The 19,865-nt window shown below is 63.5% G+C and carries 22 protein-coding genes; 16 read left to right on the forward strand and 6 right to left on the reverse strand.

What is annotated here, in order from left to right:
* The first annotated feature begins 32 nt into the window (after nt 1–32).
* The 6 genes from A5906_RS11805 to A5906_RS46585 all read left to right on the forward strand — a co-directional run bounded on the left by A5906_RS11805 (nt 33) and on the right by A5906_RS46585 (nt 4,881).
* The gene (locus tag A5906_RS11805) at nt 33–821 is read left to right on the forward strand and encodes a heme-binding protein (RefSeq protein ID WP_167523565.1); all 789 of its coding nucleotides are present in this window, start codon (nt 33–35) and stop codon (nt 819–821) included.
* A gap of 104 nt (nt 822–925) precedes the next feature.
* Nucleotides 926–2,773 carry a methanol/ethanol family PQQ-dependent dehydrogenase gene (locus A5906_RS11810; protein WP_080135379.1) on the forward strand — a complete coding sequence of 616 codons (1,848 nt, stop codon included), beginning with the start codon at nt 926–928 and terminating at the stop codon, nt 2,771–2,773.
* Nucleotides 2,757–3,596 carry a substrate-binding domain-containing protein gene (locus tag A5906_RS11815; RefSeq protein WP_080135380.1) on the forward strand — a complete coding sequence of 280 codons (840 nt, stop codon included), beginning with the start codon at nt 2,757–2,759 and terminating at the stop codon, nt 3,594–3,596. The genes A5906_RS11810 and A5906_RS11815 overlap by 17 nt, the downstream gene beginning before the upstream one ends.
* Nucleotides 3,596–4,231, forward strand: a complete 636-nt coding sequence (locus A5906_RS11820; protein ID WP_080135522.1) for a c-type cytochrome — start codon at nt 3,596–3,598, stop codon at nt 4,229–4,231. Before A5906_RS11815 ends, A5906_RS11820 begins: the two co-directional genes overlap by 1 nt.
* A gap of 18 nt (nt 4,232–4,249) precedes the next feature.
* On the forward strand, nt 4,250–4,627 hold the full coding sequence (locus tag A5906_RS11825; protein WP_080135381.1) for a c-type cytochrome: 378 nt from the start codon (nt 4,250–4,252) through the stop codon (nt 4,625–4,627).
* 5 nt (nt 4,628–4,632) lie between these two features.
* On the forward strand, nt 4,633–4,881 hold the full coding sequence (locus A5906_RS46585) for a PQQ-binding-like beta-propeller repeat protein (RefSeq protein WP_136615154.1): 249 nt from the start codon (nt 4,633–4,635) through the stop codon (nt 4,879–4,881).
* Here A5906_RS46585 and A5906_RS11830 read toward each other — a convergent pair.
* The 4 genes from A5906_RS11830 to A5906_RS11845 form a co-directional block, all read right to left on the reverse strand.
* Nucleotides 4,825–6,594, reverse strand: coding sequence for an SDR family oxidoreductase (locus tag A5906_RS11830; protein WP_136615155.1), 1,770 nt, complete (start codon nt 6,592–6,594; stop codon nt 4,825–4,827). The genes A5906_RS46585 and A5906_RS11830 overlap by 57 nt on opposite strands.
* A 457-nt stretch (nt 6,595–7,051) precedes the next feature.
* A complete protein-coding gene (locus A5906_RS11835) occupies nt 7,052–8,041 on the reverse strand; it encodes a cation diffusion facilitator family transporter (protein ID WP_430642374.1) in 990 nt (329 codons plus the stop codon).
* The gene (locus A5906_RS11840; RefSeq protein ID WP_080135524.1) at nt 8,019–8,234 is read right to left on the reverse strand and encodes a hypothetical protein; all 216 of its coding nucleotides are present in this window, start codon (nt 8,232–8,234) and stop codon (nt 8,019–8,021) included. The genes A5906_RS11835 and A5906_RS11840 overlap by 23 nt, the downstream gene beginning before the upstream one ends.
* A 2-nt stretch (nt 8,235–8,236) precedes the next feature.
* The gene (locus tag A5906_RS11845) at nt 8,237–8,443 is read right to left on the reverse strand and encodes a hypothetical protein (protein WP_080135382.1); all 207 of its coding nucleotides are present in this window, start codon (nt 8,441–8,443) and stop codon (nt 8,237–8,239) included.
* Nucleotides 8,444–8,752: 309 nt separating this feature from the next.
* On the opposite strand from A5906_RS11845, the gene A5906_RS11850 reads away from it, so the two are divergent.
* The 3 genes from A5906_RS11850 to A5906_RS11860 all read left to right on the forward strand — a co-directional run bounded on the left by A5906_RS11850 (nt 8,753) and on the right by A5906_RS11860 (nt 11,600).
* On the forward strand, nt 8,753–10,354 hold the full coding sequence (locus A5906_RS11850; RefSeq protein WP_080135383.1) for an alpha-amylase family glycosyl hydrolase: 1,602 nt from the start codon (nt 8,753–8,755) through the stop codon (nt 10,352–10,354).
* A 122-nt stretch (nt 10,355–10,476) separates the two neighbouring features.
* Complete coding sequence (locus A5906_RS11855) at nt 10,477–10,656, forward strand: CsbD family protein (RefSeq protein ID WP_080135384.1); 180 nt, start codon at nt 10,477–10,479, stop codon at nt 10,654–10,656.
* Nucleotides 10,657–10,823: 167 nt separating this feature from the next.
* The gene (locus A5906_RS11860; protein WP_080135385.1) at nt 10,824–11,600 is read left to right on the forward strand and encodes a Crp/Fnr family transcriptional regulator; all 777 of its coding nucleotides are present in this window, start codon (nt 10,824–10,826) and stop codon (nt 11,598–11,600) included.
* A gap of 6 nt (nt 11,601–11,606) precedes the next feature.
* Here the strand turns inward: A5906_RS11860 and A5906_RS11865 are convergent, their stop codons facing one another.
* Nucleotides 11,607–12,497, reverse strand: a complete 891-nt coding sequence (locus A5906_RS11865; RefSeq protein WP_080135525.1) for a glycosyltransferase family protein — start codon at nt 12,495–12,497, stop codon at nt 11,607–11,609.
* Nucleotides 12,498–12,535: 38 nt separating this feature from the next.
* The gene (locus A5906_RS11870; protein ID WP_080135526.1) at nt 12,536–12,823 is read right to left on the reverse strand and encodes a hypothetical protein; all 288 of its coding nucleotides are present in this window, start codon (nt 12,821–12,823) and stop codon (nt 12,536–12,538) included.
* A 330-nt stretch (nt 12,824–13,153) separates the two neighbouring features.
* Between A5906_RS11870 and A5906_RS11875 the strand changes: the two genes are divergently transcribed.
* The 7 genes from A5906_RS11875 to A5906_RS11905 are packed head-to-tail and all read left to right on the forward strand — an operon-like array spanning nt 13,154 to nt 19,662.
* The gene (locus tag A5906_RS11875) at nt 13,154–14,254 is read left to right on the forward strand and encodes an inositol-3-phosphate synthase (RefSeq protein ID WP_080135386.1); all 1,101 of its coding nucleotides are present in this window, start codon (nt 13,154–13,156) and stop codon (nt 14,252–14,254) included.
* Nucleotides 14,254–14,850 (forward strand): histidine phosphatase family protein, encoded by a 597-nt coding sequence (locus A5906_RS11880; RefSeq protein ID WP_080135527.1) that lies wholly within the window; start codon nt 14,254–14,256, stop codon nt 14,848–14,850. Before A5906_RS11875 ends, A5906_RS11880 begins: the two co-directional genes overlap by 1 nt.
* Nucleotides 14,847–15,950, forward strand: coding sequence for a CgeB family protein (locus tag A5906_RS11885; protein ID WP_080135387.1), 1,104 nt, complete (start codon nt 14,847–14,849; stop codon nt 15,948–15,950). Before A5906_RS11880 ends, A5906_RS11885 begins: the two co-directional genes overlap by 4 nt.
* 1 nt (nt 15,951) lies before the next feature.
* Nucleotides 15,952–16,755: a sugar phosphate nucleotidyltransferase gene (locus tag A5906_RS11890; RefSeq protein WP_080135388.1), complete on the forward strand. Its 804-nt coding sequence runs from the start codon at nt 15,952–15,954 to the stop codon at nt 16,753–16,755.
* Complete coding sequence (locus A5906_RS11895; protein ID WP_080135389.1) at nt 16,752–17,516, forward strand: TIGR04290 family methyltransferase; 765 nt, start codon at nt 16,752–16,754, stop codon at nt 17,514–17,516. Before A5906_RS11890 ends, A5906_RS11895 begins: the two co-directional genes overlap by 4 nt.
* Nucleotides 17,516–18,469, forward strand: coding sequence for a glycoside hydrolase 5 family protein (locus A5906_RS11900; RefSeq protein ID WP_080135390.1), 954 nt, complete (start codon nt 17,516–17,518; stop codon nt 18,467–18,469). The genes A5906_RS11895 and A5906_RS11900 overlap by 1 nt, the downstream gene beginning before the upstream one ends.
* A complete protein-coding gene (locus A5906_RS11905; protein ID WP_080135391.1) occupies nt 18,457–19,662 on the forward strand; it encodes a phosphopentomutase in 1,206 nt (401 codons plus the stop codon). The genes A5906_RS11900 and A5906_RS11905 overlap by 13 nt, the downstream gene beginning before the upstream one ends.
* Nucleotides 19,663–19,865 lie beyond the last annotated feature (203 nt).

Consider the following 19,865-nt stretch of genomic DNA (forward strand, 5'->3'; position numbering starts at 1 on the left):
CGCCCATCTGACTCAATCTCCGTGGAGGTCAGATGAGCAAGCGCACCGCCATGACGGCTGTCATTCTCGCGGCGACTTTCGCGGCGCCAGAAGCTCCGGTCGCGCAAGAGCAACCGCGCCCGGGAATGTCGTGCCCGGTCGACCATGATCAGCTTGCCGACATTCTCAAGAAAAGCGTCAAGCCCGCCGGCGGCCCGAGCAATGGCGGCCTGGACAACAACGAATGGGCGGCCGTCGTGAACCGGCAGGGCGTCGTCTGCGCGATTGCCTATAGCGGCAGCAAGGTCGATGACCAGTGGCTCGGCAGTCGCGCGATCGCCGCCGAGAAAGCCAACACCGCGAATGCGTTCAGCCTGAAGAACAAGGCGATGGCGACCGCCAATCTCTATGCGGGCGCCCAGCCCGGCGGCTTCCTGTTCGGCGCCGCGCTCAGCAATCCGCCTGCACCGGAGGTTCTCTACGCCGGCACGCCGGATGAATTCGGAACCGCGCGTGATCCAATGGTCGGCAAGCCCGTCGGCGGCGTCATCGTCTTCGGCGGCGGGCTGGCGCTCTATGACGGCAACGGCATCGCCGGCGCGCTCGGCGTCAGTGGCGACAGCTCCTGCGCGGATCACAACGTCGCCTGGCGCGTGCGTCACTTCCTCGGCCTTGATCACGTGCCGGCCGGCGTCAGCCCGAACATGAAGGATGCGATCATCTACGATATCGGGCCGGACGGCAAAAGCCCATCGGGCTTTGGCCATCCCAAATGCGACGGCAAGGAAGATCAGATCGCCGTCGATCTCGGCGCCGGCGTTTCGGGAAACGTCGTGAGATAGCCGCCTCTCCCGGTCCTAGGAACCAAGCGCGCACGCAACGTTTGTACGTTCGCGGACGGCCTGCAGCGCGGCAGGCCTCGTCAATGCCGTGGAGATCTTCACTTATGTTAATGTCCGGCCTCAGGCGCTTGCTGTGGGGAACGCTGCGTGCGCTGTGCGCGTGCTCTGTATCGCTTTCGCCTGGTTTTGCCCAGACTGATCTTGCCAGCCGCATGAAGGATCCCGGCCAATGGCCGATGGCGGCGCGCGACTACGCCAACACGCGCTATAGCGATCTCGACCAGATCAACGTCGGCAACGCATCGCGCCTGCAGCTCGCCTGGACGTTCTCGATCGGCGCGGATCGCGGTCAGGAGGCCGCACCACTCGTGGTCGACGGGACCATGTATGTGGTCGGCCCCTATGCCGGGCCCTACCCCAACCGCGTGTTCGCGCTCGATGCCACCACGGGCGAGTTGACATGGTCGTATGCGCCGAAACCTGAGCCTGCCGCAGCGGGCGTAGCCTGTTGCGACGTCGTCAGTCGCGGGCTCGCCTTCGACAACGGCAAGATCTTTCTCAACACGCTCGACAATCACTCGGTCGCAATCGACGCCAAGACCGGCAAGGAGCTCTGGCACACCAAGCTCGGCGAGATCAACAAGGGCGAGACCATCACGATGGCGCCCGTCGTGGTGAAGGGCAAGGTCCTCATCGGCAACAGCGGCGGCGAGATGGGCGTGCGCGGCTGGGTCACCGCGCTCGACGAGAACACCGGTGCCATCGCCTGGCGCGCCTATGCCACGGGCCCCGACAAGGACGTGCTGATCGGCGACGGCTTCAAGCCGTTCTACGACAACCTCAAGGGCAAGGATCTCGGCGTCAAGAGCTGGCCTGCCGACCGCTGGCAGGTCGGCGGCGGCACCATGTGGGGATGGATCTCCTATGATCCGGACCTCAACCTGATCTATTACGGCACCGCCAATCCAAGTCCATGGAATGCGAACCAGCGCAGCGGCGACAATCTCTGGAGTACGACCATCTTCGCGCGTGATCCCGACAACGGGCATGCGAAGTGGGCCTACCAGGTCAACCCGCACGATCTGTTCGACCATGACGAGATCAACGAGAACGTCTTGGTCGACCTCGAGGTGAACGGTCTGCCGCGCAAAGTGCTGATCCATCCCGGTCGCAATGGCTACATGTACGTCATGGATCGTTCCACCGGCGAAGTGATCTCGGCGGACGCCTTTGAGTTCGTGAACGCCTACAAGGGCGTCGACCTCAAGACCGGCAAGATCATCCCCAACGAGGAGAAGACCCCGCTTGCCGGCAAGACCGTCGAGAACATCTGCCCGAGCGCGCCGGGCGCCAAGGATTGGCAGCCCTCCGCCTGGTCACCGCGCACAAAATTGCTCTACGTCCCGCATCAGCATCTCTGCATGAATTTCAAGGCGTCGCAGGTCGGCTATATCGCCGGCACGCCGTATGTCGGTGCCGATGTCGATATGTACGCGGGTCCCGGCGGACACCGGGGCGAATTCATGGCGTGGGACCCGGTCGCGCGCAAGAAGGTTTGGGAGATCCACGAGAAGCTGCCGGTCTGGAGCGGCGCGCTGGTGACGGCCGGCGACGTCGCGTTCTACGGAACGATGGACCGCCTGTTCAAGGCGGTCGACGCAAAGACCGGAAACATGCTCTGGCAGTTTCGTGCGGGTTCGGGGTTCATCGGCCAGCCGATCTCCTATCGCGGCTCGGACGGGCAGCAGTACATCGCGATCCTCTCCGGCGTCGGCGGCTGGCCCGGCGCGGTGGCCAATGCGGAGCTCGATCAGCGGGTGCGCAATGGCGCACTCGGTTTCACCGGTGCAATGCAGGATCTGCCATTCTACACCGCCGGCGGCAGCGAACTGCTGGTGTTCAAGCTCGGGGGAGCCAATGGTCAGGACAACAGCCATGCGCCTGCGCGCTGATTGTGCCGCTCTTGCGCTTGTCGGCCTGACCGGGATCGCGTCACCCGCAGCGGCCGGGCCGAATGGGGAGCTGCGTGTCTGTGCCGATCCCAACAATCTGCCGTTTTCCAACAGCGCCGAAGCAGGCTTCGAGAACAGGCTGGCGTCGTTGGCGGCAGGAGCCCTGGGACGATCCCTGTCCTACACCTGGTGGGCGCAGCGTCGCGGCTTCATTCGCAACACGCTGAAGGCAGAAAAATGCGACGTCGTGATGGGCGTGCCGGCCGGCTACGAACTCGTGGAGACCACGAGACCCTATTATCGCTCGACCTACGTGTTCGTCAGCCGTCAGGACGCGCATCTCGACCTTTCCTCCCTGCTCGATCCCCGTCTGCATCGCCTGGCGATCGGCGTGCACCTCGTCGGTGACGACGGCAACAATCCGCCGCCGGCGCAGGCGCTCGGCGCGCTCGGCATCGTCGACAATGTCCGCGGCTACTCGATCTATGGCGACTACCGCGAGGCCGATCCGCCGGCCCGCCTGATCGAGGCTGTCGAACACGGCGAGATTGAGGTCGCCGCGGCCTGGGGGCCACTTGCCGGATATTTCGCCGGGCTGTCCGGGGTGGCGCTGACGGTCACGCCGATCCAGGATGGCGAACGCTTTGCACCTCAGCAATTCCAGTTCGCCATTTCGATGGGCGTGCGCAAGGGCGATCACGCCCTGCGTGACCAGCTGGACGCGTTCATCGACGAGCATCGATCCGAGATCACCTCTCTGCTGCGAAGCTACGGCGTGCCTCTGATCGACTCACCGGTGACGGCCTCGGGAGGGCATCAATGATGTCTGCCATAGCGCTGCGCGCGAGTGTTCTGTCGCTTCTCCTGATGGCTGTGCCGGACGACGCGATGCTTGCCCAGCAGGCCCTGCCGCAATCCCAGGAAGCGCAGATGCCAACCTTGGCACCGCGGCCGAATTTCGGCGGCAGCGTCGGTAATGGCCGGCCGGGCGTGTTCATGCAGGTTCCCGTAACCACTCTCTTTCCCGGCGCACAGCCCGACCCGCCGCAGATCAAGAATCCGGTCCAGGGCGATCCTAACGCCGAGCAACGCGGGATGACCTATTACATCAGCTTCAATTGCGTCGGCTGCCACGCGGCGAACGGCGGCGGCGGCATGGGGCCGGCGCTGAGCAACAACCTCTTCACCTATGGCTCGCAGCCCGAGCACATCTATCTGTCGATCTACCAGGGTCGGCCCAATGGAATGCCGGCCTGGGGCGGCGTTCTGCCCGACAGCGTGATCTGGGACCTCGTCACCTATATCGGCAAGATCAGCAACGAGCCGAGCCGACAATGGGGCCGCACCTTCTCGGCAAATCCGCTCTCGCCCGAGATCGAGCAAGTCCCGAGCGAGCAGGTCTCGACCACCGATCCGTGGTCCGCCACCAAGTCCTTCAACTTCGGCCAGAAACCCTGATCGGAAAGGGAGCTGCCGATGATGCGTCCGACGACACGCTTACTCATCGCCGCGCTGCTCGCCATGATGGCCGCCGCCTGCGAGCCCGGCAGGGCTAACGGCCCTGACAACTTCATCGGCGATGCGCGCCGTGGCACCGATCTCGTCAAGCAATACCATTGCGGCAGCTGTCACGACATTCCCGGCATCGCCGGAGCCGACGGCAATGTCGGCCCGCCCCTGCACAGGATCGGCACGCGCACCTACATCGCGGGCTACATCCAGAACTCCCCGGACAGCATGGCCGACTGGATTGAGGATCCGCAGCGGGCGTTGCCAGGCAACGCCATGCCGAGAATGGGCATCCCGCAGAAGGACGCGCGCGACATCGCAGCGCTTCTCTATACGCTGAAGTAGGTCATATGAACTCCATACAGCTTGTCGCGCTCGATATCAGCATCGCAAGACTGCGCCGGTCGTTCCAGAACGTGCACCACGATCTCTGGGACAGGGACATGGCCTCGCAGCCGCGGCGGCCACGGGTCATTCGGAAGCAAACTCGGCGATTACGTGCGGGCCTACACGCTGCCGTGATGTGCGTCGGCCCGGCTCGTCTATACCTGGCGGCGACGCCTTGCCCGGATCTGCCGACCCGGACGAGCAATCGCTGAGGCCAGCAGAGCGACGCTCGCAGCTAGCGCCAGCACCGCAAGCCCCTGGCTGATGACCCCGGCCGGTGGAAGCTGCTTCCGCGCGAGCCAGCCGCCGTCGACCGACCTTCCCGGCCGAGAGGCTTCAATCATCGTTCCTTCGCTGACCGGTGCGCGCCGCGCGTGCGACAGCAGAAACCTGAATGCGCCTCCCAGCAGATCCTCGGTCAATTTCGGCGCAATGGCATAGGCCATCTGACCCGCGCGTGCCGGCCACCCGACGGCGACCTCATCCCGGGGCGTACGGACCAGATTCAGGAACGCCTGAGCGACGTCCTCGGACTGGTAGAGCAGCGGGCCCGGGTCAAGCTTCTTGCCCGACATGTTGGCACCGTGGACGAAACCGGGCGTATCCACAATCGCCGGGAAGACGCCGCAGACGTGGATATCGGAATGCGCGCCAAGCTCCTGGCGCAGGCTCGCCGTGAACCCGCGCAGGCCGAACTTGCTTGCAGTATACGCGGCCGCAAACGGTGTCGGGGCCAAGCCGCCGAGCGAGATGTTATTGATCAGGATGCCCCGGTTCTGACGCAAGAAGATCGGAAGCACCGCGAACGCACCGTTCATGGTTCCAAGCAGATTGACCTCGACGGTCCGGCGATGCAGCGCGAGATCGGCGTCCTGATAGGCGCCGAACACACCCGTGCCGGCATTGTTGATCCAAACATCGATCCCGCCGAACGCATCTTCGGCTCGCCTCGCCAATCGCTGCACCGCCTCCGCGTCGGTGACGTCGGTCGGGACCGCCAGGGCGCGGCCCCCCAGCGCCTCGCACTCCGCCGCAAGACGCGTCAGGATCTCCTCGCGCCGCGCGGCCAAGGCCACGCTCGCACCTGCCCGCGCAAACGCCAGCGCGGCCGCGCGGCCTATTCCGCTGGAGGCCCCCGTTATCACGACGCGTGTGCCCGCCATTGGCCGCGGCGCAGCTCCCTCGGCACCCATAGGGAGCAGCCATCGCAGCGACCGCCGGAGCTGCTCGGTCGCTCTGGAGTCGAACCAGTCGCCATGCGCGAAAATGACCCGTTCGGGCGCAAGGCTCACCAGCCGCTCGGCTGCGGCCTGGACCGACCGGCCGCCGAGCCGCAACAGGAGGCGCAGATAAACCGGCGCCCTGCCGTCAGGCTTGGCGTTGCCAAGCAGGCTAACAGCAGCCTGATTTAACGCGGGAAGATCACGGGAAGCGAGGTTCTGCACGAGATCCGTCAGGATCAATGTGCGGCTCCGCTTGTCGAATATCTCCACTTCCGAGAACATCGGCGCGTTCACGGCGATGGTCACGAGCTCCCCGGACCATTCTTCCGGGGTGGTACCGCCAAGCTCCCGGTCAATGCGAAGGCCTGCCTCTCGCACCTGCTTCCTCGCCGAGAGGCCTCTTGCTGCGAAGGTCGTTGCCTGCGGCAATTGCCTTTGCCATTCGCGCAGAAACGTCCAGTGAGCAACATTCGGCGCCAGCAGGTAACTGATCTGACCCAGCCGCTCGAGCTCTTCGCGCAGAGAGTGCGAATAGCGCACAGGCGAGTGCAGAACGAGGTCACCATTCGACAGCCGAATGACCGTCATGCGAACAGGCAGAACCAGACCCGCCGCGCTGATCGGCGCGTCGTCCGCAATCCAGATGTCATCCGTCACCCTGGTAAGGGTGGCGGTCGATAGGGCGGTGGCAACTCTTTGCATGAGCGTCTTCCGGTCCGGATCTTATCCAAGTCCCCGGACAGGACGCTCGTTCCTCGTGACTACAGCCGCATAGCCGACGCTTCCGACAGAGCTCTGGAACCTGCTCGCCCGAGGTCGTCGAGGGAAATACGTCCTCTTGTCGCCGCCTCCAAGAGCTTCGGGGCGACGTGAGCCCGGGCCGCGGTCTCTCGACGGGAGATTTCACATTATGCCAATCGCCGCGTCCTTTAAGGAACGAATGACCAAACTGCCACAGGTTCTTCCTGGCGCGGGTTGACCAGGCCCAGGAACCCAACGACGCGAGATCGCTTGACAGCCACCATCCGGACCATGCCCATGCGAACACGCCAAAAACGAAACCGCCAGCGTTCGATATCTGCGGGAAGCTTTCTGATCACCGTCCTGGCCATTCTGATCGCCCTGAGCGCGCTCGAACGCCGGACGACGTGACAGCGTCCTACGGCTCCTCATCGCCGAAACGATCCGCCCGCACCCGGCGGTATCGGGCCTCTGTCTGCGGCTTGATGAAGATGGCCGCGACCTCCGGATGATGTCTCCGAATGTCGTGCTCGATCGCAACGACCGATTGTTCGATCTCGTTCGCCCGCCTGTCGTCCGAGAACTCGATGCTGAGGGCCGCAACGACCTCGGTTGGAGACAACTGCACCGTCAGCAAACCGTTGGCGCGAAGCACGCCGGGGGACCGTCGCGCCAAAGCAAGGATCGACCGTGCGAGATCGGGATCAGCCGGTTCGCCGATCAGAAGGCTCTTGCTCTCGCGCGCAAGTGCAATCGAGGTGATCCCGAGCAGAACTCCGATCAGGATGGACCCGATACCGTCCCAGACGGGCTGCTCCAGCACGACAGCGGCCGCCGTTGCGGCGACGGCGACGAGGATCCCGATGAGTGCTGCGCTGTCTTCGAACAGCACCATGAAGGCGGGCGGGTCCTTGCTGCGGACGAATGCCTGGTAGTAGCCGTATCGACTGCCGTCCTCCCGGACTCGCCGCCAGGCGATCACCCAGGATGATCCTTCGAACAGGAAAGACAATCCGAGCACGACGTAGCTGACGACGGGATCTTCGATCGGTCGAGGCCACAAGACATGGATCACGCCCTGATAGAATGAAACGCCCGCTCCGAGCGCGAAGATCAGCAGGGCAACGATGAAGCTCCAGAAATAGAGTTCACGGCCGTGACCGAGCGGATGCGCCTTGTTCGGCGGCCGGGTCGCCCGCCGATAGCCATAGAGCAGCAGGGCCTCGTTGGACGTGTCGACGACCGAATGCACGGCCTCGCTCGTCATTGACGAGCTTCCGGTCCAAAGCGCTGCGCCAATCTTGGTGACCGCAACGAGGATGTTGCCGATCAACGCGGCATAAACAGCGATCTTTGTCGACGATCGAGCCTGCTCTCGGGCGCCCCTAATGGCCGGCCGCCGCTTGATGCGTGGTCTCTGGAGGCAGCTCGAACTGCGCAATCCGCTTGTCCAGCCGCCACAGCTCGATGCGATGGATCAGCACGAGCGCTGCCGCTTCGCGTCTGGCCTGCTCGTCGTCGCCACACACCAGGTTGATGCAGCCGAAGACGTGACCGTCAGGATCAATCTGAAACGCGCGATAGTGCTTGATGGCGGTCATCATCATCCTCCATGTCGTCGATAGCCAGGAGCGCTCAACAGGTCGGTCAGGTCGGAGGTCACCTCGTTTTGCTTGGCACGTCGCAACAGCATGTCGCGTTCCTTGCCCGGAGGCATGCGGCGCGCCCGCTCCCGGGCGGCCTCGGCGAATGATGTCAACCGTTGCTGAAGCGGTTGCGTCTGCTTCCTGCGGTTTCGTTTGGCTGTCATTGGCATTATCGGTGTTGCTTGTCGGAGGGAAACGGCCCCGGCGGGAGGTATGGCGCCGGGGCCGATACACGCCGGATCGGGCGGCCCAGATCCGGCATTGTTCTTAAGCTGGCGCCGAACTTCGGTTCCGGCACTTCAAAATGTTAAGAAAACCAGATTTTGCAGGCTTGGATCAAAGAGTGCCCCGACCGCCGCGGCGGAGATTTGCGACAGCCATAGCAACCATTGTTCCCGCCTGGACTTGAATCTCTCGTAACGCGGGGCAGAGGGGCGGCATGACGTGCACCGCCCTACGAGGTGAGCGACGCAATGACTGCCGGGTCGAACGACAAAAGCCCGTGGTGGCAATCCGCGGTCATCTACGAAGTCGCGCTGATCTCGTTTCAGGATTCCGACGGCGACGGCAAGGGAGACCTTGCCGGCCTGATATCGCGCATCGGCTACCTGAAATGGCTGGGCATCGATGCGGTCTGGCTCACGCCGATCTACAAGAGCCCGTTCCGCGATCTCGGCTACGATATTTCCGACTATTGCGCGATCGATCCAGCCTTCGGCAATCTCGGCACCTTTGATGCGCTCCTCACCGCCCTGCACGAGGCCGGCATCCGGCTCGTCCTTGATCTCGTGCCAAATCACACCGCGGACGATCATGAATGGTTTGTTGAGAGCCGTAGTTCACGCAACAGTGCGAAAGCCGACTGGTACATCTGGGCCGAAGCCGCCGAGAACGGTGGCCCGCCAAACAACTGGCTTAGCCGCTTCGGCGGCAGCGCATGGGAATGGTGCGAAGCTCGGCGGCAATACTACTATCATTCATTTCTAGTCGAGCAGCCCGACCTCAACTGGCGCAATGCCGAGGTACGCGCGGCCTTGGCCGACGTCATGCGCTTCTGGCTGGATCGGGGCGTCGACGGCTTTCGTGTCGATGCCAGCGCAGTCCTGATCAAGGACGCGCATCTGCGCGACAATCCCCCAAATCCCGAAGCCGCGGGCAAGCCGCCGCCGCAACGCCATACTCCAGTGTTCACCGACGACCGGCCCGAGACGATGCACTGCATCGAGTTCATTCGTGGCGTCATCGACGAATATCCCGGGCGATTGCTGTGCGGTGAAGTCCAGGGCAAGACCGACCGCATCGGACATTTCTACGGCACCGAGCGGCCTCGCCTCCACCTGCCTCTCAACTTTGCCTTGCTCGACACTCCATGGGATGCATTGCCGCTGCAGGCAACGATTGATGCGTATTTCAACGCCCTGCCCGAAGACGCGTGGCCGGTTTGGGTGATCGGCGGTCACGACAAGCCGCGAGTCGCGAGCAAGATCGGCGAAGCACAGATGCGCGTGCTGGCAATGCTCCTGATGACCTTGAAGGGAACGCCGTTCCTCTACATGGGTGACGAGATCGGCCGCAAGCGGGTCTCGATAGCGCCCGATCGCGTCCGCGATCCCTTCGAAAAGCTCGTGCCAGGCTTCGGCCTGTGCCGCGATCCCGAGCGCGCGCCGATGCGGTGGGACGCCAGCGCCAATGGCGGGTTCACGAACGGCCGCCCCTGGCTACCGCTTGATCCGGAAGATTCGGCCAATGTCTCCGGCCAGCAAGGCGACGAGCGGTCGATGTTGGCACTGTTTCGCGCGCTGATGGCGGCGCGGCGCGAAAATGCGTGCCTTCTTCGCGGTCGCTACGAACCACTGCGATCACAGAGCGACGTGCTTGCCTTCAGGCGCGTCGCGGACGGACAGGAGATATTGGTCGCTCTCAACATTGCCGCCGAGCCCCGCAAGTGGCACTGGCAAGGGAGCGGCCACCTGCTGCTGTCGACCTATCTTGACCAAGCTTCGAGATCGCTGCCCGATGCCTCGATCCAGCTTCGTGGCAATGAAGGCGTGATCATCACACTGGCGCCCAGGTAAGGGCTCAGGAACCATTCACCCCGCGGAGAGTCTCACCCAAGCTCCGGCGTCCCATCACCGGAAGCGTTTGGACGAAACCGGGCCCCGGCGTTTTCCCTTCAGCGGCGACTTCGGAGATGGCAATGGGCAAAGCGAAAGATATCAAGGAACGGATCGTCGGTAAGGCCAAGCAGACCCTCGGCGAGGTCATCGGCGACCAATCGCTGCACGAGGATGGCAAGGCCCAAGCGGCGCATGGTCGCGACGAGCAGGACAAACCGAAAGAGATCAATCCGCTCAAAAAGCTCAATCACCTAACTTAGCTCCTCGCCTCCGGGCTCGGCCCGATGGGAGGAACATTGAAGATGGACAGACGTCGGCTCGCATCCAACGATCCATTCTCACAATCCGCACGGATGTATCAAATATTAATGCCTTCCTTTTGCGACTTGACCAAAGTGCACGTGGGCGAAGTGCGATCGGATGACCAATGCAGACCGGATTTACCTTCTCCAAGCTCGCCGATCATCTGGTGAGCCTTGGTGACGTAACTGTTGCCGATCTTGATTTATTGGCAGAGATGCCGAGCACGATTGCGCACTTCAGTTCACATCAGGCTATCCTGCGCCACGGCGACGATAACCATCAATGCTGCCTGCTGCTCCAGGGCTATCTATCCTGGCAGGACGCCGAGGGAATGGACGGGCAGATCACGTCGATCTCGGTCCCCGGCGACATCCCCGACCTCCAGACACTGTACCGGCCCCGCATCAACGGCAACCTCATCGCCCTCGGCCCCGCTGTGGTCGCGGTGGTGCCGCATCGCTTCTTTCGCGAATTATCGGCGCGCTCGTCCGCGATGTCGCGCGCCCTGCTGCTGATGCTGCTTGGCGACCACGCCATCCAGCGCAACTGGACGATAAACCTCGGCAGTCGGGACGCCCTGACGCGGGTGGCACACCTGCTCTGCGAGATCACCACGCGCCTGCAAAATGTCGGGCTCGCCAAGGATTTCAGACTGGCTTCGCCGTTCACCCAGTCCGACCTCGCCGCGGCCTGCAGCATCTCCCCGGTCCATGCCAACCGCACCATCCACGAGCTGCGCCGCAGCAACCTGCTGCAATGGCATGGCAAGACGTTGACGATCTCCGACTGGCCGGGACTGGTCAAGCTGGCGCGCTTCGATCCCGCCTATCTCGGCATCTGGCCGCGGGATCAAGGCGTGCGACCATTGGGACCGGCGAAAGGCGCCGTTGCGCTGGCTTGATGATGTTCACGCGAGCCCTTGCGAGGATTTCCCACGCTCCTCCAAGGCGTGGCGCACCTCCGAGATCACAGCGCCCCAGTCGCCGGCCGTCTTTTGACGAAACAGCCGCAGGCTCGGATACCAGCGCGAGCGGCACCCGGATGAGGGCCATCGCCAGTCGCAATCGGCGTGCAAGAGCACCCAGGCATCGCACCCGAGTGCGCCTGCCAGATGTGCGATCATGGTGTCGACGCAAATGACGAGGTCGAGCCGCCGGAGCAGATGGCCGAGCGTCGCGATGTCGGGCGTGCTGATGTCCCGCGCGCCGATCTGGGCGAGCTCTTCGATGGTTGCATTTGGCTGAAGCGAGTGAAGTGCAATGTCTGGAACAGCGAGATGTCGCAGCAAGGCGGGGGGAATTGCACGCCGCTTGTCCCATTGGCCAACCTCCCAGACCAGGCCGACGGCCAAGCCTTCGCAGTCGATCGAGGCAGGCGCGCGTCCGGGGGGGAGCGTCAGATAGGGCGCGCGCATCTCGATCCGCTCTCGCCCGACCCTCAACGCCTGCGGCACCTCCATGATCTCGATATCCACCTCGAAGTCCGCTTCGGGCGTCCCCTCATGGAGCGCAAGCACGCGATCGACGCCTGCCGTGCGCTCCGCCAACGGCAAGAGCCCGGCCTGGCACCAGACCGTGACGCTGCGCGCGACGCCACGGAGAGGCTTCATGAAACGCAGGAACTGGAGGGTATCGCCGAGCCCGTGGTAGCACCGGACGAGCACATGCTTGTCCGTGAGAGACTCCCCACGCCAGATCCGCTGGAGATGCCGCGGACCGGTGTGCTTGGGCGGATGCGACGCCGCCGCGAGATCGCGGTCGTTGATGGCCCAGGCGCGCGCAAAATCGCCTACGCGCATCGCCTCCACCCAGTCGTTCGCCACCGCCGGCGATCCGGCTAGCGACGGACGAATTTGTGGAACCGACTGGGCTTGCCGTCCTTGGTCCGGTCCTGGTGCAGGAACGCGATGCCGGCTTCGTCGAACTTGTCGAAGAACTCGTCCCAACCGATGCGGTCGAGCCCTTCGTCCGGCGGATCGAAATCGATGCGCAGGATGCCGGCATGTCCGTCCTCCTCGGTCGCCTTGACTGTCGCCGGCTGCCCGCCGCGCTCCTCCACCCATTTGCGGATCGCGGCGTGATCGGTGGTCTGCTCAGCTTCGCTATTCTGGCTTTTAGACGTCATGTGGCACCTCGCTTGCTGGCAGGCCCGGCAATGCCACGGCATCGCATCGGACCATCTGCGGTGAAACGCGGGTCGGCAAGATTTGTTCTTCACGGCACGACGCGGCTCATGCGAGACGGCCAGCATCATCTTCTTCATCTTCATCCTCGATGATCTTCGTTCCGATCGTGCGTTGCCGGATTCTATCCCAGGTTAAGCCCGCCGCATTTTTTTGCCGGAATCGATCCGCGCCGCCGCCACGACGTCTCCGGCAGAGGAACGAACATACCTTCCGGCACGTTCGCCGACCTACTTACGCCGAGGCCCTGCGTCTTCCCGGAGGTTTCATCCATGCACTCCCGTCTTCAGGACAGGCGCCGCGTGCGCGTCGGCATCGTCGGCGTCGGCAACTGCGCAAGCTCCTTCGTCCAAGGTCTCACCTACTACCGAAATGCCAAGTCGAACGAGCCCGTGCCCGGGCTGATGAACGTCGATCTCGGCGGGTACCACATCAGCGATATCCAGATCGCGTCGGCGTTCGACGTCAATGCCGCCAAGGTCGGGCGCGACGTCGCCGATGCCATCTTTGCCAAGCCAAACAACACGCATCGCTTCGCAAATGTGGATCGGACCGGCGTGATGGTACAGCGCGGCCCGGTCATGGACGGTATCGGACACTATCTCGAGGATGATGTTCCGGTCGCCGACGTCCCGGAGGCCGACGTTTCGGAAGTTCTGGCCATGTCTCGAACCGAGGTGCTGGTGTCCTACCTGCCCGTCGGCTCGCAGCGCGCAAGCGAATGGTATGCGGCGCGCGCGCTCGAGGCCGGCTGCGGCTATGTCAATTGCATTCCCGTCTTCATTGCCTCCAACCCGGACTGGCGGCGGCGATTCGAGCACGCGGGCCTTCCGATCGTCGGTGACGACATCAAGAGCCAGGTCGGCGCCACCATCCTGCACCGCGTGCTCGCCAATCTGTTTCGCGACCGTGGCGTGCGGCTGGACCGCACTTATCAGCTCAATGTCGGCGGCAACACCGATTTCAAGAATATGCTCGAACGCGAGCGATTGACCTCCAAGAAGATCTCCAAGACTCAGGCCGTCACCAGCCAGTTCGACGTCCCGATGGACCCCGATAACATTCACGTCGGCCCAAGCGACCACGTCCCATGGCTGACCGACCGCAAGCTCGCCTTCATCCGGCTCGAAGGTACGACGTTCGGCGGCGTGCCCTTGAGCGCGGAGGTCAAGCTCGAGGTCTGGGACTCCCCGAACTCGGCGGGCGTGGTGATCGACGCCGTTCGCTGCGCAAAACTTGCGATGGATCGCGGTCAGGGCGGCGCCCTGATCGGTCCCTCCAGCTATTTCATGAAATCGCCGCCGCAGCAGTTCACCGACGAGGAGGCCGGACGGCGGACGCGTGCCTTCATCGACGACAAGGTATGCAGCTGATGGCCCGGATCATCCATCTCGTGCGTCACGGTCACCATGCCCTGCTCGGCCGCACGCTGTGTGGCCGAATGAGCGGCGTCACGCTCGACGACGTCGGCTGCGAGGAGATTGCCCGTTGTGCAGTCAACGTCGGTCCCCGTCCGTCGCTGATCCAGTCGAGCCCGCAGAGGCGCTGCATGCAATCGGCCAGCATTCTGGCCGCGCGGTTCGGATTGCCGATCGAGATCGTTCCTGCCCTCGACGAGCTCGACTATGGCGAATGGACTGGCCGGTCTTTCAAGGAACTCAACAAGGATCCGCAATGGTGGCGCTGGAACAGCCGCCGCGGCAGCACTCGTCCACCCGGCGGCGAGAGCATGCGCTCGCTTCAGAATCGCATTGTCCATCATCTGGAGCAACTGCGCTCTGATCCTCTTGCGGACTCGGTGATCGCAATCAGCCACGCCGAGCCCATTCGCGCCGCGCTGTTGCACTACGCGCGTATGCGGCTCGACGACTTTCTTTCGATCAAGATCGACCCCTCGAGCGTCAGCACGCTCACTGCGGATCGACGCGGATTCAGGATCACCGGGATCAACCAGCGGGTGCCCGCGTGAAGATCGTCATTTTCGGCCTGACCATCTCCTCCTCCTGGGGCAACGGCCACGCGACCCTGTGGCGGGGCCTCTGCAAGCATCTGACGCGTCTCGGCCACATCGTCGTCTTCTACGAGCGCGACGTACCCTATTATGCCGGTGCCCGGGACTTCAATGAGTTGCCCGGTGGGCAGCTGCGGCTTTTTTCGAAATGGGAGGACACCCGCTCCCTCGCCCGCAATGACATCGCGGATGCCGATGTTGCGATCGTGACGTCCTACTGTCCCGATGCAATTGCAGCGACCGATCTGATCATGTCCGAAGGGCGAGCCTTACCCGTCTTCTATGATCTGGATACCCCGATCACACTGGCGCGGCTCATGGCGGGAGATTCCGTTCCTTACATCGGTCCGCGAGGTCTACGCGACTTCGCGCTCGTCCTCAGCTTCACCGGCGGACCGCGCGTCGTCCAGGAATTCCGCGACCGGCTCGGCGCCCGCGATATCCGTCCCCTGTACGGCCACGTCGATAGCGATATTCATCGTCCAGTGCCGCCCGAGCCACACTATCGCGCTGATCTATCCTATCTAGGCACCTACTCCGAAGACCGCCAGCGCGGGCTCGAGGCGCTCTTCGTCGAACCGGCACGAGCGCGGCAAGACCTCCGTTTCCTGATCGGTGGAGCGCAATATCCTGACGACTTTCCGTGGTCGCCCAACATCTACTTCGTGCGGCATCTGCCGCCGTCGGAGCATGCGCCTTTCTTTGCGTCCTCACGTCTGACCCTCAACGTCACGCGCAAAGCCATGGCGGAGATGGGCTGGTGCCCCTCCGGTCGTCTGTTCGAGGCGGCGGCCTGCGGCGTCCCGCTCCTGAGCGATGATTGGCCAGGCATCGAAGAGTTCTTCACGCCCGGCAGGGAGATCCTGATCGCTCGCGATGCGCAGGACAGTTTGGCTGCGCTGGCGCTGTCGAGCTCAGACCTCCAGCCCATCGCCAGGTGCGCCTATGAGCGGACGATGGATCAGCACACATCCGACAAACGGGCGCGCGAACTGGTGGCGCGGCTCGAGCAGGCGGTATCCAACGGCGCGCGTCACCAGCAATCCGAGGAGGCCTGACATGTGGGGCATCGTTCCGGCCGCGGGCCGCGGCAGTCGTATCCAGCCGCTGGCTTTCTCCAAGGAGTTGCTGCCCGTCGGGAGCCGGTGCGACGATGGCACCGAGCGGCCCTGCGCGGTCTCCGAGTATCTGCTGGAGCGCCTGATCCTCGGCGGCGCGGACAAGATCTGCTTCGTGATCTCGCCCGGCAAGTCCGACATTCTCGAATATTTCGGCGATCACTACGGCAGCGCCCAGCTCGCCTATGTCGTCCAGCCCGACGCCTCCGGCCTGTGCGACGCCGTCTTCAGGGCCGGCACCGTCGTTGGCCATGATGAAGACGTCGTCGTCGGCCTGCCCGATACCGTCTGGTTTCCAAAAGCCGCTTTGCAGGCCTTGCCATATGCCGATCTCTCCTTCCTGCTCTTTCCCGTCGAGCGCCCGGAATTTTTCGACGCCGTCGTGCTCGATGGCGACAGCGTGCGGGAAATCCAGGTGAAGCAGCCGAATCCGACATCGCGGTGGATCTGGGGTGCATTCCGAATGTCGGCCACCGGCTTTCGCGAATTGCACGCGCTCTGGAACCAACGAGCCCGACGCGACGAGTACTTTGGGACGCTGGTCAACGCCTATCTCCACGCAGGCGGTCTCGGCATCGGGATCAAGGCAGGCGAATCCTATGTCGATGTCGGAACCGTCGACGGCTATCGCACCGCGATGGGTCTTCTGGCCGAGAGCACCGACGGCCGGTCGCGGTTGCGGGCCGGCGCCTCGTCCGATGGGGCTCGACCGGCCCATGCAATGGACAATGGAGCGACTGCATGACTGGAGCGCTGCTCACGCGTGAGGAAATCCGCAGGCGTATCGACGCGCTCGGCCCCTGGTTTCACAACCTCGACCTCAACGGCGTGCAGACCGCACCCACCCACTTCCTTGGCGACTATCCCAATGTGAAATGGCGGCGCTTCTCGGGAATCATCCCGGACCGCCTCGAAGGCAAGACCGTGCTCGATATCGGCTGCAATGCCGGTTTCTACGCCATGGAGATGAAGCGGCGCGGCGCCGAGCGCGTGCTTGGACTCGATACCGACGAGGAATATCTCGCGCAGGCGCGCTTCGCCGCCGACGTGAAAGGTCTCAGGATCGAATTCCGCAAGATGTCGGCCTACGATGTGGGACAGCTCCGCGAAAAATTCGATCTCGTGATCTTCATGGGCGTGCTCTATCACTTGCGTCATCCGCTGCTGGCGCTGGACCTCATCCACGAGCACGTCGCGAGGGATCTCCTGCTGTTCCAGTCGATGCAGCGCGGCGCCAGCCATGTCGACGCGATCGACAAGAACTACGATTTCTGGACCACCGACCAGTTCGATTCCGCCGGCTACCCCAGGCTGCACTTCATCGAGCACAAATATGCCGACGATCCCACCAACTGGTGGGTGCCGAACCGGGCCTGCGTCGAGGCCATGCTGCGGAGCGCCGGCTTTGCCATCACTGCGCATCCGGAAGAGGAAGTCTACCTCTGCAAGTGCACTGAACGGCCTCAAATCGATGGTCCCGTCTATCCATCCCGGAGCACAAGCTGATGATCGAGGCGGCCAAGATCTGGAATGAGCCGAACAACAAGTCGCATTGGGACCTTCAGATCGATCCGGATTGGGGCATGTTCGCGGACCTTGCGACCGCATCCGGCCAGGCGATCCGTAGTGCACGGAGCACGTTACCAGTCGTGCTGGGCGGCATCTCGCCGATTGATCCGTCTTTCATGCGCAACATGCAGAGCCGCGGGGTGCTCGACCATTTCGATGCGGTCGCCGTGCACGGCTTTCCACTCGACTGGAACCTGTGGCAGATCGGCGAATGGCCGGCCAAGCTCGAGGAAATCAAGTCGGTCACCACGCTACCCGTCTGGGTGACCGAGGTCGGCGTCTCCTCCTTCGGCGCCGAAGAGGTGCAAGCCTGGGGCCTGTCGCGCACCGCCGAGCTGCTGATCGGCCGTGCCCCGCGCATCCATTGGTACAGCCTTTATGACCTTCCTTCTGCCTGGGAAGCAACGACTCGCCACAAAGAGGCCGAAGGCTCCTCCTACTATAGGCATTTCCACATGGGCCTGCTGCGCGAGGACGGCACGCCCAAGGCGGCCGCTGATCTGTTCGGCGCCTATGCGCCCGCCATGGGCCTCTGCCAGTGGTTCCACTTCGAGGATCACCGCCTGCACGACGCGGTGCACTGGATGCGTCGTCTCGGCGTGACTCATCTGCGGACCGGTCTGTCGTGGGCCGACAGCTTCCGTCCCAATGCGCTCGGCTGGTTCGACCGCCAGATGGAGGCGTTGGCGGAGTTCCAGGTTACGATCACGTTCTGCTTCACGCCCGAGCATCGGGGCATCGAGCCGCATCACACCAGCCCCCCGCTCGACGTGAACGAATTTGCCGATTTCTGCGCGGCGATGGTCGATCGCTACTGCGCGAGAACCGGTCTTGCATCCTCCCCAGTGTCTGCTGATCCTCCCATCGGGGAGCCAACATGCGTGCCCTGATCCTGGTGATGGATTCCGTCGGCATCGGCGGCGCGCCCGACGCCGACCGCTACGGTGACGAAGGCGCGGACACTGTCGGTCACATCGCGGAAGCCTGCATGGCCGGTCGCGCCGACGGCAGCGCACGCAAGGGTCCGCTCCGGCTTCCCAACCTCGTGGCGCTGGGCCTAGGGGAGGCGTGCCGCCTCGCCACGGGGCGCGTACCGCCGGGGCTGGACGGTCAGGCGCAGGACGGGCAATTCGGATGCGCCAGCGAGATTTCGAAAGGCAAGGACACGCCTTCGGGCCATTGGGAGATCGCCGGGGTACCCGTCCCGTTCGACTGGGGCTATTTCCCGCGAAGGACACCGTGCTTTCCCGCGGATTTGATAAAGGCCCTCTGCGAGCAAGCCGGATTGCGCGGCATCCTCGGAGATTGCCACGCCTCAGGGACCGAGATTATTGCCGAGTTCGGCGAGCGTCACATGCAGACGGGAATGCCGATCTGCTACACGTCCGCCGATAGCGTGTTCCAGATCGCCGCGCATGAGAAGACTTTCGGCCTCGATCGTCTCTACGAGATCTGCTTGATCGCAAGGCGGCTGCTCGATCCCCTCAACATCGGCCGCGTCATTGCCCGGCCGTTTATCGGCGCAGGCGCGAGAGACTTCAAGCGGACTGCGCACCGTCGCGACTTTTCGGTACCGCCGCCCGGGACCACCATGCTTGACCTCGCCGCAAGCGACGGTCGTGACATCGTGACAATCGGCAAGATCGACGACATCTTCGCGCATCGCGCGACCGGGCGAAACCTGCGCGGCGACGGCAACATGGCGTTGTTCGATGCCACACTGAAAGGGCTGGCGAGCCTGGCGGACGGAGGACTGCTGTTCGCCAATTTCATTGATTTCGACACACTCTACGGCCATCGCCGCGACGTGGTCGGCTATGCCGCGGCACTCGAAGCCTTCGATGATCGCCTCCCGGAATTGCTGACTCGCCTGCGAAGCAGTGATCTTCTGATCATCACCGCGGATCACGGCTGCGATCCGACCTGGAGCGGCACCGATCACACCCGCGAGCAGGTACCGATCCTGGCCTGGTCGACGCAATCATCCTCGCCAATCGGCCGGCGTACCGGCTTTGCCGATATCGGCGCGACCGCGGCAAGGCATCTCGGCCTGCCCGCCGCCCTGCACGGCGCGCATTTCTAGCTGACGGCAGCGCCGATTCACCTGGGTTATTGATCCAGGTTAGAGAAATATTCGTTTGTACAATTTCGGGGAACGAACATTCCTTGCATCGCTTCTGACTCCAAACGTGACCGGCGCGCGGGTCGTCCGACCAACCAGTAAGTGCGCTTCACCTCACATCACAGATTGACCCCGAACGGGTCGGTCTTACGGTTGTACGGAGC

It is taken from the genome of Bradyrhizobium sacchari (assembly GCF_002068095.1).
Taxonomy (GTDB): Bacteria; Pseudomonadota; Alphaproteobacteria; order Rhizobiales; family Xanthobacteraceae; genus Bradyrhizobium; species Bradyrhizobium sacchari.